The following is a 21,265-nucleotide window of genomic DNA, read 5'->3' as shown; positions in this document are numbered from 1 at the left end:
AACAGCCTTTCGGGGTGGTTCACTTCACGGCGCCCGCGGTCAGGCCGGCGACGAGGTAGCGCTGGAGGAGAAGGAACCCGACGACGACGGGCACACTCACGACCAGCGAGGCGGCCATGATCTGGTTCCAGTACACGTCGTTCTGGGTGGCGTAGCCCTGGAGACCGACCGCGAGGGTACGGGTCTGGTCGTCGGTCATGACGGAGGCGAAGAGGACCTCGCCCCAGGCCGTCATGAACGCGTACACGGCGACGGCCACGATGCCCGGGACGGCGGCCGGCACCACGACCTGGAACAGGGCGCGGATCGGTCCGCAGCCGTCCACCATGGCGGCCTCGTCCAGTTCGCGCGGGATGGAGTCGAAGTACCCGATCAGCATCCAGATGGAGAACGGCAGCGAGAACGTCAGGTAGGTGAGGATCAGCCCGGCGCGCGAGCCGTACAGCTCGATGCCGGTGCTGTTCCCGATGTTCACGAAGATGAGGAACAGCGGGAGCAGGAAGAGGATCCCCGGGAACATCTGGGTGGAGAGCACCGTGATGGTGAAGGTCCGCTTGCCGCGGAACTTGTACCGGCTCACCGCGTACGCGGCGAACACCGCGATCACCACGGAGAGCACCGTCGCCGCGCCTGCCACGATCAGCGAGTTCACGAAGTACTTGGCGAGCGGGACCGTCTTCCAGATGTCGAAGTACGGGCGGATCGTCAGGTTCGTCGGGATCCACTGGAACTTCCCCGACACGTCCTGGAGCGGCTTGAGCGAGCTGCTGACCATCACGTAGACGGGCAGCAGCGCGAAGACCGCCAGCACCGTCAGGACGACGCGGCGCGTCCAGAGGAACGACTGCGGCGGCGCCATGGGAGACCGGGGGCTAGACATCGGTGCCCTTCCTTCCCCGTGAGGTGATGAGCAGGTAGACCGCCGTGACCAGCAGCAGGAAGAGCAGCAGCAGGACGGACATCGCCGATCCCGAACCGAAGTTCCAGGTGACGAAGGACGACTGGTAGATGTGGATCGAGATCAGGTCCGCCGCTTCCGGCGCCGACTTGCCGAACAGGACGTACGGCGTGTTGAAGTCGTTGAACGTCCACAGGAAGAGCACCAGCACCAGCACCTGGTTGACCGGGCGCAGCGACGGCAGCGTGATCTTGCGGATCTGCTGCCAGATGCCCGCCCCGTCGATGGAGGCGGCCTCGTACAGATCACGCGGGATGTTCTGGAGGGCGGCCATCAGCATCAGGAACGCGAAGGGCCAGGACTTCCAGAGCGAGACGATCACCAGCGCGATGAAGCTGTTGTTGCCGATGAGCCAGAACGACGGCTTGTCGGTGAGGCCGAGCTGGTCGTGCAGGACGTGATTGATCACGCCGTTGTCGTGCTGGAACATGAACGCCCACGTGATGACCGCCGCGTACACGGGCAGGGCGTACGGGACCAGGAAGATCGTCCGCAGGATGCTCCTGCCGCGGAAGTTCTCCTGGAGCATGATCGCCGCCGCGACCCCGAGCAGCCACGAGAGCCCGACGGAGAGCACGGTGAAGGCGCAGGTGACGAGGAACGAGTGGAGCAGCGCCTGACCGATCGGGGCATCGAAGTCGATGGCGACCTTGTAGTTGTCGAAACCGGCGGAGGGGGAATTGCCCCAGTTCCGGATGAAGAACTGGGTGAGCTGCCTGAAGCTCACCCAGATCCCGATCACCATCGGGATGATGTGGACGAGCAGTTCGAGCACGACGGCGGGCAGCAGCAGGAGGTAGGGCAGACCGCCCTGACGGATCCGGTCGGGGATGCGCGGGAAACGTCGTCCGCGCGCACCCCCGTTGTCCGTCTTCTCCACGTCGCCCGTTTTGTGCCCACTGCTGGGTGTCACGGTGGCGGTCATGGAGAGAGCCTCACGGAGTCATCTGCTGCTGGGCCTTGGTCAGTGCTGCCTTGACGGATTCGGTGGTCACCGGCTTCCCCGCCGCGGCGTCGGCCCACAGGCCCTTGACGGCCGTACCGACGGTCGTCTCGAACTGGGACTCGTTCGCGACCTGGGGGAGCGGGGCGGCGCTGGTGCCCAGCGTGTCCCTCAGGACCTTCACGTCCGAGGCGCCGAACGCCGGGTCCTGCTGCGCGGCCTTGACGGGCGGGACCGAGCCGTAGGTCTTGTTCAGCAGCGTCTGCTCGGCGTCGCTCGTCATGAACTTCACGAACTTCTTCGCGCCGTCGATGTTCTTGGTGTTGTTGAACACCGCGATGTTGATGCCCGCGACCATGGAGTTGGTCTGCTCGCCCGTGCCGGGGACGCCGGACTGGACGGGCACCGGGGCGACGCCCCAGTCCTCGGGCTTCATGCCCTGGGAGGCGAAGGTCGACGCGGCGGCCTGCCAGAGGACCATGGCCGTCTTGCCCTTGGCGAAGTCCTGGAGGGACTGGTTCTGGGCGTACTCCGCGTTGCCCGGAGCGATGATCTTGTCCTTGGCCATGAAGTCGACGTACTGCTTCACGGCGGCGACCGCACCGTCCGACGTGAAGGTCGGCTTGCCGTCCTTGTCGAAGAAGTCGGCGCCGTGCTGCTTGCCGAGGGCGAAGACCTGGTGGATGTTGTTGGAGAGGTTACCGCCCTCCGCGCCCAGCGCCCACTTGCCGTCCTTGGAGATCTTCTTGCCGTCGGCGACCAGCTCGTCCCAGGTGGCCGGGGGCTTCTCGATGCCCGCGTCCTTGAACATCGCCTTGTTGTAGTAAAGGGCGTACGCCAGCGAGTACAGCGGCACGGCGGAGGGGTCCTTGCCCTCCGCGCCGGCCGAGGCCACCGCCGAGTCGACGAACCGGTCCCTGCCACCGATCGCGTCGAAGTTCTTCGTGTCCCACGGGAGAAGGGCACCGGTCGCCTGGAGCGAGGCCGACCAGGTGTTGCCTATGTTCAGCACGTCGGGGCCCTTGCCCGACGACGTGGCGGCGAGGATCCGGTTGAGCAGATCCGACCACGGCACGACCTCGAGCTTGACCTTGATCCCGGTCTGCTTCTCGAACTTCGCGAGCTCCGGGGTCAGGATCTTCTTGTCCGCCTCGATGCTGGGACCCTGGTTGGACGCCCAGTACGTGAGGGTCTTCGGTGATTCGTTGCTTCCACCTTCTGACGATCCCCCGCCGCAACCGGTGACGGCTGCCGCGAGAGCGCTGACGATGGTTACTGCTGCTGCGGCTCTGGCCTTGCGCATGTGAGGTGGCCCCTTTCCGGGGATGGCAGCGTTCGAGAGTCGAACGGCCTCCATGACTTAATTTATGACGTGATTTAAGAGGTGAGAGAAGGTCGCGTCAAGGGCTGGGGCCGGGGTATGTTGCCTGCCGGGAAGGAGCAACATGGCTGAGCGCGGCAGACGGACAGTGCGTGACCTGCGCCGGGGCAATCGTGCCAGGGTTGTACAACGGTTGTATTTCGACGGTCCGCTGAGCCGCCAGGAACTCGGATCGGCCACAGGACTCAGTTCGGGCTCCATCAGCAACGTTGTCGCGGAACTGGCCTCGGAGGGCCTCCTCGAAGAGGCCGGTGTCGTCGACTCCGACGGCGGCCGTCCCCGTACCCTGCTCCGGGTCGCCGCCGACGGCGGACTGCTGATCGGCATCGACATCGGCGAGACCCGGGTCAGGGTCGAGCTCTTCGACCTGTCGCTCACCGAACTCGCCAGGACCGAACGGCTCCTCGCCCAGCACGGGTACGACGTCGAACGCATCGTCTCCCACGTACGCTCCGGGGTCGCCGATGTCCTGCGCGACGCGGGCGCCGACCCCGCCCGGCTCCTCGGCATCGGCATCGGGGTCCCCGGCATCATCGAACGGGGCGGCCAGGACGGCGCGGTGGTGCACGGCCAGACCATCGGCTGGAGCGCCGTCCCCTTCGAGAAACTGCTCCGCGAGGGCTTCGAAATCCCGCCCGAGGTCCCCCTGTTCATCGACAACGGCGCCAAGACCCTGGGCCAGGCCGAGATGTGGTTCGGCGGGGGCAGGGGCGCCGGCACGGCGGCGATCGCCCTCATCGGCTCCGGGGTCGGCGCCAGCGTCATCCACGGCAGCAGCCTGGTCGAGGAGAGCCGCCGCAGCAGCGCGCTGGAGTGGGGGCACACCACCGTCCAGATGCGCGGGCGCAGATGCCGCTGCGGCTCCATCGGCTGCCTGGAGGCGTACGCGGGCGCCGAGGCGATGCGTGAGCGGTGGTACGAGGCGGGCGGGCCGCTTCCCGACGACGCCGACGACGAGACGGCCCTGGCCGCGCTGCTCGAAGCGGCGTTCCCCGGGCCCGACGGGCCGCCGCCCGATCCGCTGGCCGTCTCGCTCCTGGACCACACCGCGGAGTGCCTCGGGGCGGCCGTCGCGGATCTCATCAACCTCTTCCTGCCGGAACGGATCCTGCTGGGGGGCTGGGCCGGGCTGCTCATCGGGCCGCACCTGCTGCCGGCGATCCGGCGGCACGCGGAGGCGTACTCCCTCAAGCACCCGTCGGCGCGCACCACCATCGAACTGGGCGAACTGGGGCCCGACGCGGTGACGGTGGGGGCGGCGACGCTGCCGCTCGCGGCGTTCCTGGCGCGGGGCGGCAGCCGGCCCCGGGTGCCCGCGCCCGGGGCTCCCGGCGACGCGGGCGGCCTCGCGGCCCCGCACCGCTGGCGCCGCACCCCGGCTCCCGCGCCGGACGCGTCGGCCTGAACGGCCGCGTTGTCCTCCATCGCCGGACGGGCTTGGTTGGCGGCCTCCGTCCCGCCCGGGGTGTCCTCAATCGCCCGACGGGCTTGATCTGGCCGGCCTTCGTTCCGTGTCGCGCGGGCGGGAGAATTGCAAGCCCGTCCGGCGCTTGAGGACACCCGCAGCCCGGTGGCGCGCTACGCGGAGTCCCGTACCACCAGGGTCGGTTCGTAGATCACCGACGTGACCGGGAGGGTGGGCCGGGCCAGGCGGTCCAGCAGGAGGTCCACCATCGCCGCAGCCATCTCCTCCACCGGCTGCCGCACCGTCGTCAGCGGCGGACGGCACGCCGCGGCCACCCCGTTGTCGTCGAAGCCGATCACCGCGACGTCCTCCGGCACCCGGCGCCCGTGCTCGCGCAGCACATGGCACGCGCCCACCGCCATCAGGTCGTTCGCCGCGAACACCCCGTCCAGATCCGGGTGTTCCGCCAGCAGCCGGGCCATCGCCACCTCGCCGCTCTCCTGGCTGAACCGCCCCTCGACCGCCGGTACCTCCGGACGCCCCCGGCGCGCCAGCGTCTCGCGGAAGCCCGTCAGCCGGTCCTGCCCCACCGGGGCCTCCAGCGGCCCGGTGATCGTCACGATCCGCCGGCACCCCCGCTCCAGCAGCCGCTCCGCGGCCAGCCGCGCCCCTTCGCGCTGGGCCAGGTCCACATAGCTGATCCGTACCGGCCGGGTCGGCCTGCCGTACAGCACCGCGGACAGCCCCGCCTCGGTGAGCAGGGACGGCAGCGGGTCCTCGGCGTGGGCGGACACGACCAGCGCGCCGTCCGTGTTCCCCTGGCGGATGTACGAGACGACCTCGTCACGCGCGCGGGCGGTCCCCGCGAACATCAGCATCGGGTACATGCCGCGCGGCCGCAGGTGGTTGACGACCCCCGTCACCACCCGGCCGAAGAACGGGTCGGCCGAGACCCGGGCCGTGAAGGAGACACTCCCGCCGTCGGTCTCCCCGTCCTCGCCGTCCGCGCCCCCGTCGTCCCGCTCGGAGGACGGCGGCCCGGTCTCGTCGATCGCGTCGTCCGCCGCCGCCCCCGAGACGACCAGGGCGATCGCGTCCGCGCGCCGGGTGACCAGCGAACGGGCCGCGCGGTTGGGCGTGTAGCCCGTGGCCGCGACGGCCTGCCGTACCGCTTCCTGTATCGCGGGATCGACATTGCGCACCCCGTTGACCACCCGGGAGACCGTGGCGCGGGAGACTCCGGCCGCGCGTGCCACGTCCTCCAGGGTGGGCGCGGCGGCCGATCGCACGTCTTCCGTCATGGCCCCATTTGTAGCACCAGAGGGAGAGCGCTCTCGTAGGGGGCGTATACGGCGGAAAGAGGGCGAGCGGAGCGTGAGCTCTTGTCACCGTCCGTACGACTCCCTTAAGTTGGCGGCTTGCGACGTGTCCTACCTGTCAACGGGGGAGCAAGCCATGGCCGCTAACGGTCGGCACCGCAGGTACCAGCCGAGCCGCATCAACCGCGTATCGCTGAGCGTGACGGCGGGTGGCGCGGGCATGGCGCTGCCGCTCATCGCCGCCGGGGCGGGGCACGCCGCGTCCGTGGATGTCTGGGAGAAGGTCGCGGCCTGCGAGTCGAGCGGCGACTGGAACATCAACACGGGCAACAGCTACTACGGCGGACTCCAGTTCACCCAGTCCACCTGGGAGGCGTACGGCGGCCGGAGCTTCGCACCGCGCGCCGACCTGGCCACCAAGGACCAGCAGATAGCCGTGGCCGAGAAGGTCCTCAAGGGGCAGGGGCCGGGCGCCTGGCCGGCCTGTTCGGTGAAGGCGGGGCTGACCCGCGGCGGGGACGCCCCGGACATCGCGCCCGGAGGCACGACCCGCGCCGCGCCCGTGGAGGCGAAGACCCAGGCGACGACCCAGCCCAAGAGCAAGGCCGCCTCGCCGACGTCCGTGCCCACCCACCGCGAGGGGTACACCGTCGCCCGGGGCGACTCGCTCTCCGAGATAGCCGTGGACGAGTCCGTCAAGGGCGGCTGGCAGCGGCTGTACGAGGACAACCGCCGCCTCATCGGCAGCGACCCCGACCTGATCTTCCCGGGCCAGAAGCTCGTCCTCCAGGCCCCGGCCAGGAGCGCCGCTCCCGCCACCAAGCCCAAGGCGGAGCCGGACAGGCAGCCGGCCCAGGCCACGAAACCCAAGACGGCCGAGAAGCCGAAGACCGCCGAACCGAAGCGGACGGCCAAGCCGAAGCCGGCGGAGAAGCGCAGGGTCGAGGCGCCCACCCGTACCAGCACGCAGACCACCGGCGGAGCCACCGCCCCCGTGGACGCGTCGACCGGTACGCCGTACCACAGGGCCGGTGCCTGGGCGAGCGGTTACCACACGGGCGTCGACTTCCCCGTCCCCACCGGCACGTCGGTGAAGGCGGCCGCCGCCGGGCACGTCGTCTCGGCCGGCTGGGCGGGGGCGTACGGCTACGAGGTCGTCATCCGGCACGCGGACGGCAAGTACAGCCAGTACGCGCACCTGTCCGCGCTGACGGTACGGGCCGGCCAGCAGGTGAGCGGCGGCCAGCGGATCGCCCGGTCAGGATCCACCGGCAACAGCACGGGACCGCACCTGCACTTCGAGGTGCGTACGGGGCCGGGCTACGGCACCGACATCGACCCCCTCGCCTGGCTGAGGGCGCGCGGCGTCCGCATCTGACGCCTTCATCCCCTCGGGCGGCTTCCCCTCCGGCCGCATTCCGTCCGATCGCGTCCCGTCGGGCCGTGTGCCGTCCGCACGCGGCCCGTTCGGCCTGCTGCCGTCGTGGTGGGCGCCGTCCTGCCGTGCGCTGCCGGAGGCTATGTCCTCCGGTTGTACGTCCTCCGGGCGCGCCCCGTCCGACGGGCCACCACGACGGGGCCCGGGCCCCTCCGGCGAGGACGGCGGCGCCGCGGGCTCGTCGCGCGGCTCCCGCGACGACCCCAGCCGCTCCGTGGTGAGCAGGATCAGCCCGCCCGCCGCGACCACCCCGGAGCCCAGCGCCAGCACCGTGCCCGGCACGCCGTACCGGAAGGTCTCGCCGAACAGGGTGATGCCCACCGCCGCGGCCACCACCGGGTTGACGACCGTGACCGTCGCCAGCGGGGCCGCCAGGCCGGCGCCCCGGTACGACGCCTGGGAGAGCATCAGGCCCGTGGCCGCCAGCACACCGATCACCAGCAGGCTCGGCACCTGCACCGTCGTGGAGTCCGAGGTCCAGTCCACCGCGACCGTCTTCGTGAAGACCGACGCGATCCCGAACGCGACACCGCCCGCGCCGGCGAGCAGCATGCTCCGTACGATCGGCCGCCGCACCATCTGCGCGACCAGGAAGAGCAGCCCGACCGCCCCGAACGTCGCCGCCCCGAGGATCAGCCGCTCCGTCGCGCCGAGGGAGTGCGAGTCGGTGCCGCCGGTCAGGGCCAGCAGCCCGGCCAGCCCCACGGCCGCCATGATCGCGCCGCGCCACGCGGTGTGCCCGGCCTTGCGTCCCACGAACAGCGCGGCCATCGGCAGCGCGAAGACGATCGTCAGCGCGCCGAGCGGCTGGACCAGGCTCAGCGGCCCGTACGCCAGCGCCACGACGTGCAGCAGCGCCCCCACCCCGTTCAGGGCCACGGCCGCCCACCACACACCGTGGTGCAGCGGGGCATAAGGCCGGTCGGGGGTGTCCGCGGCGACGCGTTCCTGAAGGATCGCCCCGGCCGCGTAGGCGACCGCGGAGACCAGCGACAGCAGCACGGACAGCGCAAGTGCACTCATGCCCCCACGATCTCTCGTCCGGGCGGATTCGGCGTCGTCCTGAAGTGGTCAATCCCCCGTACTACGGTCGTAGTACGGGGCGGTCCCGGAACTCCACCCAGAGACGGTCGTGCAGGTCAGCGCCGAGGAAACCGCTGCGGGCCGCGTCCGTCCACGTGGGCGGGACCGGTCACATTCCATAAATGATCGGCCAAAACATCACCATAAGTGATCGCAGTGACGACGGAAGAGAGGTACGGATGAGCCGGACGGATCTGGCGGAAGTCGCTTCCGTAGGAGGCTTCTTCGTGGTGCGCACCGAGCCGCCGCCCGGCGCGCACGGCGCACTGGCCCGCGTGTACGAGGGCGGTATCGCGCCCCTGACGGCCCGCGTCGACAAGGTGGCGGCCCGGCTGCGCGCGCCCGAGCGCAGGGTCGCGGCGTCCGTCGCCCAGCTCGGCCTCGCCGCCCGCCTCTGGTCCATCGCCCTCGGTTGCGCCGTTCTGGGGGACGCGGTGCCCGATCTGGACCCCGAGCGGCTGCACTGGGACCCGGACCTCACCACCCCCGACGACCTCTGGCTGGCCGGCACCCGAACGTTTCCGGCCACCGCCGAGACCGTCCGCGAGGTCGTGCAGTACGGCCATCTCGTCCCGCTCGCCGAGGCCCTGCGCCGCGACGGCCCCGTCTCGCCCCGGCTGCTGTGGGGCAACGCGGCCTCCGCGCTCGCGGGGGCCGCACGCGAGCTGGCCGCCTGGGGACACCGGAACGGCCGGCCCGAGGCGGGGGCCCGGGCGCACGCCCTGGCCGCCGAGCTTTTCGATCACCGGGACCTGCGTGCCACGGGCGATTACGGGGCAGGGTCCTTCCGACGGCGGAGCTGCTGTCTCCACTACCGGTGTCCGGCCGGTGGGCTGTGCGGGGACTGCGTCTTCGACCGGCCTCCGCACCGGTCTTCCGCCGGGGCCGATTCCGGGTGACCATGACTGACGTCGGCACCTGACACCGCGTGTGGCAGGCTGACCGGCACTGTTCCGATCCAGCGGCAACGACAGGGCTACGACAGGGGTACGGCGTGAGGGTGGGGCTGCTGACGCGGGAGTATCCGCCGGACGTCTACGGCGGGGCCGGTGTCCATGTGGAGTTCCTGGCCCGGGAGCTGCGGACGCTGACCGATCTCGACGTGCACTGCTGGGGCGAGAGCACCGACCCCGCGGCCGACGCCCGCGACCGGGTGTTCCGCCACCGCGCCGCCGCCGGGCTCGACAGCGCCAACGACGCGCTGCGCACGTTCTCGGTGGACCTGGCGATGGCCGCCGCGCTCGAAGGCCGCGAGCTGGTCCACTCCCACACCTGGTACGCGAACCTCGCCGGCCACGTCGCCAAACTCCTCCACGGCATCCCGCACGTGATGACGGCCCACTCGCTGGAGCCCCTGCGCCCGTGGAAGGCCGAGCAGCTCGGCGGCGGGTACGCGCTCTCCAGCTGGGCCGAGCGCACGGCGGTCGAGGCCGCCGACGGCGTGATCGCCGTCTCCCACGGCATGCGCGCCGACATCCTCGCCGCCTACCCCGCCCTCGACCCGGACCGGGTGCACGTCGTCCACAACGGCATCGACACCCACCTGTACCGGCCGGATCCGGCCACGGACGTGCTGGAGCGGATCGGCCTCGACCCGGACCGCCCGTTTGTCCTCTTCGTCGGCCGCATCACCCGCCAGAAGGGCGTCCCGCACCTGCTGCGCGCCGCCCGCGCCCTCGACCCGGACGCCCAGCTCGTGCTGTGCGCGGGCGCGCCGGACACCCCGGAGATCGAGCGCGAGTTCCGCGAGCTGGTCGAGGAGTTGCAGCGCACCCGCGACGGCGTGCACTGGATCCCCGAGATGCTGCCGCGCCCCGAGGTGGTCCAACTGCTCACGCACGCGGCGGTGTTCGTCTGCCCGTCGGTGTACGAACCGCTCGGCATCGTCAACCTGGAGGCGATGGCCTGCGGGACGGCCGTGGTCGCCTCCGCGGTCGGCGGCATCCCGGAGGTCGTGGACGACGGGCGTACGGGCCTGCTCGTGCCGTACGACGAGCGCCACCCGGCCGCCTTCGAGTCCGCCCTCACCGAAACCCTCAACCGGGTTCTGGACGATCCGGAGTCGGCGGCCGCGATGGGGGTAGCGGGACGGGAGCGCGCCGTACGCGAATTCGGCTGGGACCAGGTGGCCCTGCGTACGCGCGAGGTGTACCGGAAGCTGCTGAAGTCCGATCAGGGCTTCTGAGAGTACGGACGAGTAGGGAGCGGCGATGCGCGGTGGACCTTCGGTGCTCGGAATCGTTCTGGCGGGCGGGGAAGGCAAACGCCTGATGCCGCTCACCGCGGACCGGGCCAAACCGGCGGTGACGTTCGGCGGTACGTACCGCCTCGTCGATTTTGTCCTGTCCAACCTGGTGAACGCGGACATCCTGCGCATCTGCGTGCTCACGCAGTACAAGTCGCACTCACTGGACCGCCATGTGACCACCACCTGGCGGATGTCGAGCCTGCTGGGGAACTACGTCACCCCGGTCCCCGCCCAGCAGCGGCTCGGCCCGCACTGGTACCTGGGCAGCGCGGACGCGATCCTCCAGTCGCTCAACCTCGTCCACGACGAACAGCCCGACTACATCGCCGTCTTCGGCGCCGACCACGTGTACCGCATGGACCCGCGCCAGATGCTCCAGCAGCACATCGAGAACGGCGCGGGTGTCACCGTCGCCGGGATCAGAGTGCCCAAGGCCGAGGCCTCCTCGTTCGGGATCATCACCCCGGCCTCGGACGGTGTCCAGGTCGACAGCTTCCTGGAGAAGCCGGCCGACCCGCCGGGTCTGCCGGGGGACCCCGGGCACGTCTTCGCCTCGATGGGCAACTACCTCTTCACGACGAAGGTCCTCGTGGACGCCCTGCACCGGGACGCGGAGGACGAGAACTCCGTGCACGACATGGGCGGCTCCATCCTGCCGATGCTCACCGAGCGCGGCGCGGCCCAGGTGTACGACTTCACCGAGAACCACGTCCCCGGCGAGACGCCCGCCGAACACGGCTACTGGCGTGACGTCGGCACGCTCGACTCGTACTACGACGCGCACATGGACCTGATCTCGCACCAGCCCGCCTTCAACCTCGACAACCGCCGCTGGCCCATCTACACCCACTCGACCCAGCTGCCGCCCGCGCGCTTCGTGGCGGGCGGCATCGCGGGCGAGTCGATCGTCAGCCCCGGCTGTGTCATCCGGGGCCAGGTCACCCGCTCCGTCCTCTCGCCCGGGGTGGTCGTCTCGGAGGGTGCGGTGGTGCAGGGGTCGGTGCTCCACGACAACGTACGGATCGGGCGGGGCGCGGTCGTCAGGAACGCGATTCTCGACAAGAACGTGGACGTGCCGCCGGGCGCGACGATCGGCGTCAACCCCGAGCGGGACGGGGTGCTCTACACCGTCTCCAAGAACGGCATCATCGCCCTCGGCAAGGGCCAGGTCGTCGCCTGACCCCGTCGGCCCGACCCCGTCGGCCGACACAAGGACGCGCGGTACGGCGGGCGGCCGGGGAGATCCCCGGCCGCCCGCTCCGCCGCGCCTCGTCGCGGCTTGTTGCGAGGGTATGAACAGCGCGTGACCTCGGGAATAGCCGTCCGGTGATTCGCTTTCCCTCCTTTGTGGGCCGAGGCCCAGCGACCGAGGCCCAGCGACCGCGTCGGCCGAACCGAGGAGTTCCCATGACTCAGGCGTATGTCTTCACCCGCAACGGCGGCCCCGAGACGGAAGCGCTCGTGGAGCTGCCGGAGAAACCCGCACCGGGCCCGGGACAGGTGCGCGTCGCCGTCCGCGCGGCCGGTGTGGACCCGCTCGACCACAAACTCCGTACCGGCTACAGCAGGCCCGGCGACCCGCCGCCGCGGTTCCCCGTCGTCTTCGGCGGAGAGGTCTCCGGCGTGGTCGAGGCCACCGGACCCGACGTCACGGGGTTCGCGGTCGGCGACCCCGTCTTCGGCTCCGCCGCCACCGGCGGGTACGCGGAACACACCCTCGTCCCGGTCGGGATCGCCGCGCACAAGCCGGACGCGCTGTCGTTCACGGACGCCGCCACGCTGCCGGTCGCCGCCGCGGCCGCGTACGACGGCGTCACCCAGCTGGACCTCCCGCCCGGCGCCACCCTCCTGATCACGGGCGTCGGCGGCGGGGTCGGCGTCGCCGCCGCCCAGATCGCGGTCGGCCGCGGCCTGCGGGTCGTCGGCACGGCGAGCGCCGGCAAGAAGGACTTCGTGGAATCGCTCGGCGCCGTCCACCTGACCCCCGGCCCCGACGTCGCGGCGCGCGTGCGGGCCGTGGCGCCCGACGGGATCGACGCGGTGTTCGACCTGGTCGGCGGCGCCGACCTGGAGGCCGTGGCCGTCCTCGTCGAGGACCGTACGAAAGTGATCAGCGCGGGCGACCGGGCGACGGTCGCGCGCCTCGGCGGGCAGCCCGTGCTGCGGTCGCGCAACGCGGAGGTCCTGGACGAGGTCGCGAAGCTCGTGGTGAGCGGGGTGCTGCGGCCGTACGTCACCCGGACGTACCCGCTGGAGCGGGCCGGCGAGGCGCTGCGCGCCGTGGAAGAGGGCCACATCAAGGGCAAGATCGTCATCGAGATCGGAGCATGAACACCGTGTCGCACCCGTTGGACAACCCCGCCTACTCCTCCCTGAGCGGACCGCACGCGCACTTCGCCGAACGGCGGGGCCGGCTGCTGCGCTACCCGCCCGAGGTGTCGCCCTGGCTGGCGCTCCCCGACCAGCCGAACGACGAGGACTGGGCAGACATCGCCGCGATCACCGGCCCCGGCAACACCGTCGCGCTCCCCGGCCTGCGGGTGCCCCCGCCCGCCGACTGGGAGATCACCTTCAGCATCGACGGGGTGCAGATGATCGACGACGGGGTGGCCGCCGCCCCCGACGAGGAGGCGGTACGGCTCGGCGCCGACGACGTCCACGAGATCCTCGACCTGGTCGCGCGCACCCAGCCGGGCCCCTTCATGCCCCGCACCATCGAGATGGGCACCTACCTCGGCATCCGCCGCGAGGGGGCGCTCGTCGCCCTGGCCGGGGAGCGGATGCGGCCGGTCGGCCACACAGAGATCAGCGCCGTCTGCACCGACCCCGCCCACCGGGGCCAGGGACTGGCGGCGCGGCTCGTCCTGGCCGTCGCCCACGGCATCCGGGAGCGCGGCGACGTCCCGTTCCTGCACACCGCCGCGCAGAACACGAACGCCATCAGGCTGTACGAATCGCTCGGCTTCCGGCTCCGTAGGACCACCACGTTCCTCGACGCCCGCGTCCCGCTGCCGGACACCAGCCGGGTGAGCACCGGGTGACCTGAGGGATTTTGTTGACACCCGACACATCGGTATGCTCCTGACCTGCGCACGAGTGACCCGCGCACAGCGCACGGGCGAGTGAGGAACGGCAGCGGCGATGACGGTGACAGAGGACAACCCGGCGAACGGCGAGAGCCTGGCGCACGGCCCCGGCATCGACCCCGACCGGCTGGCCGTCTGTCTGAGCGTGCTGGACGAACTCGACAAGATCGACGTCGACCACCCCGACGCGATCGCCGTGCGCCGGGCCACCGCCGGGATCTACCGGACGGTGAAGCAGCGCCGCCGCCAGGAGCGCCGCGCCTCGAAGACCGCCCACGACCGGTCGGTCACCGAGGCCACCGCCACCGGCTCCGCCGAGCGGATCGACGACGAGACACAGGGGCTGCTGCCGTCGTCGTCCGTCGCGGGGGAGATCGCGGGCATCCTCCGGCGCCCCCGCTCCTGCTACATCTGCAAGACCCGCTACGTCGAGGTCGACGCGTTCTACCACCAGCTCTGCCCGTCCTGCGCCGCCGAGAACCGCGCCCGCAGGGACGCCCGTACGGACCTCACGGGCCGCCGCGCCCTGCTCACCGGCGGCCGGGCCAAGATCGGCATGTACATCGCGCTGCGCCTGCTGCGCGACGGCGCCCACACCACCATCACCACCCGCTTCCCCACCGACGCGATCCGCCGTTTCAAGGCGATGGAGGACAGCGACGAGTGGATCCACCGGCTCAAGATCGTCGGCATCGACCTGCGGGACCCCGCCCAGGTCGTCGCGCTCGCCGACTCCGTCGCCGCCGAGGGCCCGCTGGACATCCTGATCAACAACGCGGCCCAGACGGTACGCCGCTCCCCGCGGGCCTACAGCGAGCTGCTCGCCGCCGAGTCCGCGCCGCTGCCCGCCGGGGAACTGCCCGCCTCGCACGTCATCGGTGCCTTCGGCAGCGGCGCCCAGGCGGTCCTGCCCTCCGGGGCGGCCGAGGCCCTGTCCGCCACGGACGTCACCGGACTCGCGCTGGTCGGCGGTTCGGCCAGCCTCGCCAGGATCGAGGCGGGCACCGCCATCGACGCCGGCGGCCTCGTACCCGACCTGCACCACACCAACAGCTGGGTGCAGACGGTCTCCGACGTCGACGCGGTCGAACTGCTCGAAGTCCAGCTGTGCAACTCCACCGCGCCCTTCATCCTCATCAGCCGGCTGCGCCAGGCGATGGCCGCCGCCGCGGCGACCCACACGTACGTGGTCAACGTCTCCGCCATGGAGGGTGTTTTCAGCCGTGGTTACAAGGGGGCGGGGCACCCGCACACGAACATGGCCAAGGCCGCGCTGAACATGCTCACCCGGACCAGCGCCCAGGAGATGTTCGAGTCCGACGGCATCCTCATGACGGCCGTCGACACCGGCTGGATCACGGACGAGCGCCCGCACCCGGACAAGATGCGCCTGGCCGACGAGGGTTTCCACGCCCCGCTCGACCTCATCGACGGCGCGGCGCGTGTGTACGACCCGATCGTGCGCGGCGAGCGCGGCGAGGCCCTGTACGGCTGCTTCCTCAAGGACTACGCGCCCGCCAACTGGTAGGGGCCGTTCGGCCGGAAACGTCACTCCCCGGTGAGCCCGGTCGAGCGGACAGCCGCTCATCTGGTTAATCTGAGGGGCACACGCGGCCAACACCCGGGGATACACCATCCTCACGGCCGCGCGGGGACAGGCCCACTACCACGGCCGCGGTCCCGCCCGAGTAGACGGCGCCACCGCGACGGAACTGCCCCTGTCCCAGAGTTGCGCGACACAGAGGAGTGCGCCGTGACACCAGACATCAAGACGAGCGAGGAACGGGCCGCGGAGCCCGGGGAACCGACCCGCAGACCCGAGAAGCTCGGCAACCTCGAAGTGTGGGCCAGGTCGGCCCCGATCCGGCTGGCGGGGTACGAGGACGACCTCTCGGAGCCGCACATCCTGCGCGGAATCGACTGACGGTGCCGACCGGCCGTGCGGACCGACCGTACGGCTGACCGTACCGACGCCGGAAGACGTCCGTCCGGCCGGCGCCCCCGCGCCGGCCGGACATCTTGATTTCGGCCGAACTTCACCGAGTCGTCCCCGGCCGCCGCGATAACTGCAACTAGCATCCATTTCCGTGCCGCTACGTGACTTCTTCCACCACGTCCCCCCGGGACCGCAGGCAGGCCCTCCGCCCGCCCGCCGGGTACGACCCGGACGTGTGGCGCTCGCCGTGTGTCTCGTCCTGGCGGGCACGGGCGGCGCGCTCGCCCTCGCGCACCCCGGCGGACACACCGCGCGGGCCGTGGCCCGGCGGGCCGACCCGGCCGCTGACGGTCTGCCGCACACAGCCGTCGAGGCGTCGGACGCCGCGGAGACCTGCGGCAAGGGCTGGCAGCACCCCCGGCCGGGACTCCAGGTCTTCGACGTGCGCAACGACACCACCAGCGCCGCCGAGGTCCATCTCACCGACTCCACCGGCGCGTTGCTCGGCGAGGTCGACGGGCTCGCGCCCGGCACGACCCGCCCGATCCGGGTGACCCTGGGCCGTGGCACGTACACCTTCCGCTGCCTGGTCGAGGACACCGACGCGGTCACGGGGGCGGCCGTACGGATCAGCCGGGGCCCCGCCCGGGGCGGCCCGGCCGTACTGCCCGTCAACACCCACGACCTGATCCCCGTGACCCTCGCCTACCAGAAGTGGGTGGCCGACGGGTTCGGCGGGGTGGTGGCCCGGGTCGGCACACTGCGCGACGCGGTCGACCGGGGAGACCTGGCCGCCGCGCGCGCCGCCTGGCTGCCCGCCCACCTGGCGTTCGTCAGGCTCGGGGGCGCGTACGGCGCGTTCGGGGACCTCGGCGCCGCCGTGGACGGCACCGACGCCGGGCTGCCCGGCGGCCCGCACGACCCGGACTTCACCGGTTTCCACCGGGTCGAGTACGGCCTGTGGCACGGCGAGCCGGCGAAGGGGCTGCGCGGTCCCGCCGACCGGCTGGCGGCGGATGTACGGACGCTCCGGACCACGTGGACGGACACCCGCATGGAGCCGGTCGACCTGGGCCTGCGTACCCACGAGATCACCGAGGACAGCATCCAGCAGGACCTCACGGGCCGCTCCGACTTCGGCAGCGGCACCTCCCTCGCGTCGGCCCGCGCCGGACTGGACGGCACCGCCGAACTGGTCACGCTGCTGCGGCCGTTGCTGACCCCCCGCGACACCGGCCTGCCGCGCGTCGACAGCGGACTGCGGACCACGGAGCGGGACCTGGACGCACTGGCGTCCCACGGCGGCTGGCGGGCGCCGGCGGCCCTGCCCCGCGCCGACCGCGAACGGATCGACGCCGACTTCGGCGACCTGGCGGAACAACTGGCCCCGGTGGCGGTCATCTTCGACGTACGGAGGACCTCATGACCACCGACTGTACGGAGGACTCCATGGCCACAGGACCCACCCCGCCCGACGGCGACGCGAACCCGCTCTCGGCCACCGGCCCAACGGCCTTTACGGGCACCGCTGATGACGCCCCGTCAGGCGTGCGGCGGCGGTCCTTCCTGCACCGGGCGCTGGCGGCGGGCGCCGCCGGTGCCGCCGTGGGGGCCGGGGGAGTGGGCGCCGTCGCCCGCGCGGGCGACGAGCCGGTGCCGGAGCGGCCGGAAGGCCGCACGATTCCCTTCCACGGAGCCCACCAGGCGGGCATCCTGACGCCCGTCCAGCGCCACGCCGTCTTCACGTCCTTCGACGTCACCGCCCGCGACCGCGCCGGACTGACCGACCTGCTGCGCACCCTCACCGAACGCCTGCGGTTCCTCACCGCGGGCGGCGTGCCCGAGCCGCTCGGCATCTCCGCGCCGCTGCCCGACTCCGGTGTCCTCGGCCCGGTCGTCCCCGGCGACGGCCTGACCGCGACGGTCGCGGTGGGCTCCTCGCTCTTCGACGACCGCTTCGGCCTCGCGTCCCTGCGCCCGCGCCGGCTGCGGCCGATGGACGTCTTCCCCGACGACGACCCGGCGGACGCCTGGTGCCACGGCGACCTGATGCTCCAGCTCTGCGCCGACCACCCCGACACGGTGGCGCACGCCCTGCGCGACGTCGCCCGGCACACCCGGGGGCCGGCGCAGATCCGCTGGCGCATGGAAGGCTTCGTGTCGCCGCCGCGCCCGTCCGGCACCCCCCGCAACCTGATGGGTTTCAAGGACGGCACCGGCAACCCCGACACCGGGGACGCGCGCCTGATGGACCGGCTGGTGTGGGTACGTCCCGGCGGCGGCGAGCCGGCCTGGGCGGCGGGCGGCAGCTACCAGGTGGTGCGGCTGATCCGGATGATGGTGGAGTTCTGGGACCGGGTCTCCCTCCACGAACAGGAGCGGATGATGGGCCGCTCCCGCGACAGCGGCGCGCCCCTGGACGGCGGCCACGAGAAGGACGCGCCCCGGTACGCCCAGGACCCGCAGGGTGACGTGATCCCGCTGGACGCGCACATCAGGCTGGCCAACCCCAGGACCGCCGCGACCGCCGACACCCGGCTGCTGCGGCGCGGCTACAACTACGACCGCGGTGTACGGGACAACGGCGACCTCGACACCGGCCTGGTGTTCTGCTGCTTCCAGCAGGACCTTGACCGGCAGTTCGCCGCCGTGCAGAAGAAGCTCGCCGGTGAACCCCTGGTGGACTACGTCAAGCCGTACGGCGGCGGCTACTTCTTCGCCCTTCCCGGGATACGCGACCGCGCCGACTGGCTGGGCAGCGCACTCCTGGCGTGACGGACATTTGCATTCCCTGACCAACCATTCACCGGAGATACATGGTCGGGCCACGCAGTGGTGCGTACGGGCGTCCGAACATGCTGACGACAATCAGACGGCGCACCCCCCGGGCGCCCGACGGGGGCGCCCGGGCGCGCACGCAGCGATAGGTGACAGATGTTCACAGCAAGAGTCATGGCGCGCCAGGGCCGGCGCCGGACGGGCCGGGCGGCGACGCTCGCCACCGCCGCCGCCCTCATCGCGCTCGGCGGGTCGGTGGCCCCGGCCGCCGCGGCGCCCGGTCACCACCCCAAGCCCGTCAAGGACAACAGCGCGAGGACCGCGACCCCGATCAAGCACGTCGTGGTCCTCTTCGACGAGAACGAGTCCTTCGACCACTACTTCGCGACGTACCCGAAGGCCGCGAACACCGACGGCACCCCCTTCACCGCCTCGAAGAAGACGCCCAAGGCGGTGAACAACCTGGCCAACGCCAACCTGCTGAAGAGGAACCCGAACCAGTACCTGCCCAAGCGGCTGAGCCCGGCGCAGGCTCTGACCTGCTCGCAGAACCACAACTACGGCCCTGAGCAGCTCGCGTACAACAACGGCAAGGCCGACAAGTTCGTCGAGAACACCGAGACCGACACCTGCTCCGGTGGTCTGTTCGGCGAGCCCGGCCTGGTCATGGACTACTACGACGGCAACACCGTGACGGCGCTGTGGAACTACGCGCAGCACTACACGCTCAACGACAACTCGTACAGCTCCGGGTTCGGGCCCTCGACCCCCGGCGCGCTGAACCTGATCTCGGGACAGACGCACGGCGCGATCTCGGTCGACCCGGCCTCGGGCACCGAGAACCCGAAGCAGACCGCCACCCCCAGCTCGTCCGTGCTGGCCTCGCCGGACGCCAAGGGTGTCGGCACGGTCGTGGCCGACCCCGACCCGGCGTACGACGACTGCTCGGACAGCGACCACACGAGCACCAGCGCGCTCGCGGCCCTCAAGGGCAAGAACATCGGTGACCTGCTGAACGCCGAGGGCGACACCTGGGGCTGGTTCCAGGGCGGCTTCCGGCCCAGCACCGCGGGGGACGGTACGCCGGGCACGTACGCGAAGTGCGACACGACCCACGCCAACCTGGGCGGCGCGGCCGTGAAGGACTACAGCCCGCACCACTCGCCGTTCGAGTACTACAAGTCCACCTCGAACCCGCACCACCTCGCACCGGCCTCGGTCGACGAGATCGGGCACGGCGGGCGGGCCAACCACAACTACGACCTGACCGACTTCGACGCGGCCCTGGCCGCCCAGAAGCTGCCCGCGGTGAGCTTCCTCAAGGCCGCCGCGTACCAGGACGGCCACCCCGGCAACTCGGACCCACTGGACGAGCAGAACTTCCTCGTCTCGGAGATCAACAAGATCCAGAAGTCGCCGCAGTGGAAGGACACCGCGATCGTCGTCGCCTACGACGACTCGGACGGCTGGTACGACCACGTCTCCCCGCCGGTCCTCAACGGCTCCAGGGACGCGACCCCCGGCTCCAACAACCAGCCCGCCGACAGCAAGGCCTGCCGGCAGGGTCCGGTCCCGAAGGCCGGCTACCAGGACCGGTGCGGCCCCGGGCCGCGCCAGCCGCTGCTGGTGATCTCCCCGTACGCGAAGACGAACCACATCGACCACACGCTCACCGAGCAGGCGTCGATCACCTCGTTCATCGAGAACAACTGGAAGACGGGGCGGGTCGGTGACGGCTCGTTCGACGTCCGGGGCGGCACGCTGCTGAACGCCTTCGACTTCAAGCACCCGAACAAGGTCCAGGTGCTGCTGAGCAAGAACGGCGCGGTCTCCTCGATCACGTCGATCCCCCGGCACCCGGCGAAGCCGGTCAGGTCGAAGATCACGGGTCCGGCCGGGGGCAACCTCGACCGGGCGGGTCTGGCGGCGACGAGCGGTTCGGCGTCGTCCGTCGTGCTGCCGACCGCGATCGGCGCGGCGCTGCTCGTGGCGCTCGGCGGTGGCGCGTACCTGCGCCGTCGCGGCCGGGACCGCGCGGCGGTCTGACGGTCCGTACGCGCGGGCGTGCGGGCGTGCGGGAAGGGGCGGCGCTGTCCCTCCCCGCACGCCCGCGTACGTACGTCAGGGCTCAGGACGTCAGGGCTCAGGCCGCTACGCGCTCCAGCGTGCGGCCCAGCCGGACGGCGTAGGCCCGTTGCAGGACGGGCACCAGCGGACCCGCGAGCCGGGTGTACCACCGGGCCGGGCGGCTGAAGGCCATCACGGTGAACCACACCGTGCCGTCCTCGTGCAGATCCACCACGAAGGACTCCTCGCCGCGCTCCGGGTGCCCGGGCAGCGTCCCGTACGCGAAACCGGTGCGGTCCTTCTCGTACGCCGTCCACACCACCCGGCACGGCGCGCGCACCCGCAGCGGGCCCGCGCCCAGCGAGACCTCGACGGCGCCGCCCGCCACCGCGCGCGGGGAGCGTGCCCGGATCCGCGTGCCCGCCCGCCGGTGCATCGCCCAGGTGGTCACGGCGGTGCCCGCGGCCTCGAAGGCCGGGCGGCCCCGGCCGATCCTGGCGGTGTGGAAGAGGTGCCGGTAGCCACGGGGGAGCGGCCCGAGCCGGGTCGCGCCGACCTCGCGATAGGTGAACGGGGCATCCGCCGGGGCGGGCTCCGTACGGGGCTCTGTCACGCGCGTTCTC

Annotated in this window: 18 protein-coding genes; 12 read left to right on the top strand and 6 right to left on the bottom strand. The window is 71.6% G+C overall.

Features of this window, described 5'->3' with window-relative positions; genetic code table 11:
- Positions 1–19 precede the first annotated feature (19 nt).
- Genes OG349_RS03480 through OG349_RS03470 form a run of 3 tightly spaced genes read right to left on the bottom strand, consistent with a single transcriptional unit; the run spans position 20 to position 3,204 of the window.
- A complete protein-coding gene (locus tag OG349_RS03480) occupies positions 20–880 on the bottom strand; it encodes a carbohydrate ABC transporter permease (RefSeq protein ID WP_327233166.1) in 861 nt (286 codons plus the stop codon).
- The gene (locus OG349_RS03475; protein ID WP_327233165.1) at positions 873–1,883 is read right to left on the bottom strand and encodes a carbohydrate ABC transporter permease; all 1,011 of its coding nucleotides are present in this window, start codon (positions 1,881–1,883) and stop codon (positions 873–875) included. Before OG349_RS03475 ends, OG349_RS03480 begins: the two co-directional genes overlap by 8 nt.
- A 10-nt stretch (positions 1,884–1,893) precedes the next feature.
- The gene (locus OG349_RS03470; protein WP_327233164.1) at positions 1,894–3,204 is read right to left on the bottom strand and encodes an ABC transporter substrate-binding protein; all 1,311 of its coding nucleotides are present in this window, start codon (positions 3,202–3,204) and stop codon (positions 1,894–1,896) included.
- A 142-nt stretch (positions 3,205–3,346) separates the two neighbouring features.
- Here OG349_RS03470 and OG349_RS03465 point away from each other — a divergent pair, with 142 nt between their 5' ends.
- Positions 3,347–4,687 carry an ROK family transcriptional regulator gene (locus OG349_RS03465; RefSeq protein WP_327233163.1) on the top strand — a complete coding sequence of 447 codons (1,341 nt, stop codon included), beginning with the start codon at positions 3,347–3,349 and terminating at the stop codon, positions 4,685–4,687.
- A gap of 173 nt (positions 4,688–4,860) precedes the next feature.
- Here OG349_RS03465 and OG349_RS03460 read toward each other — a convergent pair whose 3' ends face one another.
- On the bottom strand, positions 4,861–5,988 hold the full coding sequence (locus OG349_RS03460) for a LacI family DNA-binding transcriptional regulator (protein WP_327233162.1): 1,128 nt from the start codon (positions 5,986–5,988) through the stop codon (positions 4,861–4,863).
- 154 nt (positions 5,989–6,142) lie between these two features.
- Between OG349_RS03460 and OG349_RS03455 the strand changes: the two genes are divergently transcribed.
- Positions 6,143–7,384: a transglycosylase family protein gene (locus tag OG349_RS03455; RefSeq protein WP_327233161.1), complete on the top strand. Its 1,242-nt coding sequence runs from the start codon at positions 6,143–6,145 to the stop codon at positions 7,382–7,384.
- Here OG349_RS03455 and OG349_RS03450 read toward each other — a convergent pair.
- The gene (locus OG349_RS03450; RefSeq protein WP_327233160.1) at positions 7,265–8,467 is read right to left on the bottom strand and encodes a DMT family transporter; all 1,203 of its coding nucleotides are present in this window, start codon (positions 8,465–8,467) and stop codon (positions 7,265–7,267) included. The genes OG349_RS03455 and OG349_RS03450 overlap by 120 nt on opposite strands.
- 239 nt (positions 8,468–8,706) lie before the next feature.
- Between OG349_RS03450 and OG349_RS03445 the strand changes: the two genes are divergently transcribed.
- The 10 genes from OG349_RS03445 (at position 8,707) to OG349_RS03400 (ending at position 20,621) form a co-directional block, all read left to right on the top strand.
- The gene (locus tag OG349_RS03445) at positions 8,707–9,426 is read left to right on the top strand and encodes a (2Fe-2S)-binding protein (RefSeq protein ID WP_327233159.1); all 720 of its coding nucleotides are present in this window, start codon (positions 8,707–8,709) and stop codon (positions 9,424–9,426) included.
- Between the two features lie 95 nt (positions 9,427–9,521).
- Positions 9,522–10,712, top strand: a complete 1,191-nt coding sequence (gene glgA / locus OG349_RS03440) for a glycogen synthase (RefSeq protein ID WP_327233158.1) — start codon at positions 9,522–9,524, stop codon at positions 10,710–10,712.
- A gap of 25 nt (positions 10,713–10,737) precedes the next feature.
- Complete coding sequence (glgC, locus tag OG349_RS03435) at positions 10,738–11,955, top strand: glucose-1-phosphate adenylyltransferase (protein ID WP_327233157.1); 1,218 nt, start codon at positions 10,738–10,740, stop codon at positions 11,953–11,955.
- Positions 11,956–12,182: 227 nt separating this feature from the next.
- Positions 12,183–13,106, top strand: coding sequence for an NADP-dependent oxidoreductase (locus OG349_RS03430; RefSeq protein WP_327233156.1), 924 nt, complete (start codon positions 12,183–12,185; stop codon positions 13,104–13,106).
- Positions 13,103–13,816 carry a GNAT family N-acetyltransferase gene (locus tag OG349_RS03425; protein ID WP_327233155.1) on the top strand — a complete coding sequence of 238 codons (714 nt, stop codon included), beginning with the start codon at positions 13,103–13,105 and terminating at the stop codon, positions 13,814–13,816. Before OG349_RS03430 ends, OG349_RS03425 begins: the two co-directional genes overlap by 4 nt.
- A gap of 100 nt (positions 13,817–13,916) precedes the next feature.
- A complete protein-coding gene (locus tag OG349_RS03420) occupies positions 13,917–15,389 on the top strand; it encodes an SDR family NAD(P)-dependent oxidoreductase (protein WP_327233154.1) in 1,473 nt (490 codons plus the stop codon).
- A 225-nt stretch (positions 15,390–15,614) separates the two neighbouring features.
- Complete coding sequence (locus tag OG349_RS03415) at positions 15,615–15,785, top strand: hypothetical protein (RefSeq protein WP_327233153.1); 171 nt, start codon at positions 15,615–15,617, stop codon at positions 15,783–15,785.
- A 247-nt stretch (positions 15,786–16,032) separates the two neighbouring features.
- Positions 16,033–17,223 (top strand): EfeM/EfeO family lipoprotein, encoded by a 1,191-nt coding sequence (locus OG349_RS03410; RefSeq protein WP_327233152.1) that lies wholly within the window; start codon positions 16,033–16,035, stop codon positions 17,221–17,223.
- Positions 17,220–18,572, top strand: a complete 1,353-nt coding sequence (gene efeB / locus OG349_RS03405) for an iron uptake transporter deferrochelatase/peroxidase subunit (protein WP_327233151.1) — start codon at positions 17,220–17,222, stop codon at positions 18,570–18,572. The genes OG349_RS03410 and efeB overlap by 4 nt, the downstream gene beginning before the upstream one ends.
- 159 nt (positions 18,573–18,731) lie before the next feature.
- Positions 18,732–20,621: a phospholipase C gene (locus tag OG349_RS03400; RefSeq protein WP_442806191.1), complete on the top strand. Its 1,890-nt coding sequence runs from the start codon at positions 18,732–18,734 to the stop codon at positions 20,619–20,621.
- A gap of 97 nt (positions 20,622–20,718) precedes the next feature.
- Here the strand turns inward: OG349_RS03400 and OG349_RS03395 are convergent, their stop codons facing one another.
- Positions 20,719–21,255, bottom strand: a complete 537-nt coding sequence (locus tag OG349_RS03395; RefSeq protein WP_327233150.1) for a DUF1990 family protein — start codon at positions 21,253–21,255, stop codon at positions 20,719–20,721.
- Positions 21,256–21,265: the final 10 nt, after the last annotated feature.

The sequence above is a fragment of the Streptomyces sp. NBC_01317 genome, assembly GCF_035961655.1.
Lineage (GTDB): Bacteria > Actinomycetota > Actinomycetes > Streptomycetales > Streptomycetaceae > Streptomyces.
The sequence above is the reverse complement of the archived record's forward strand: the minus strand, read 5'-3'. Positions and strand labels throughout refer to the sequence as shown.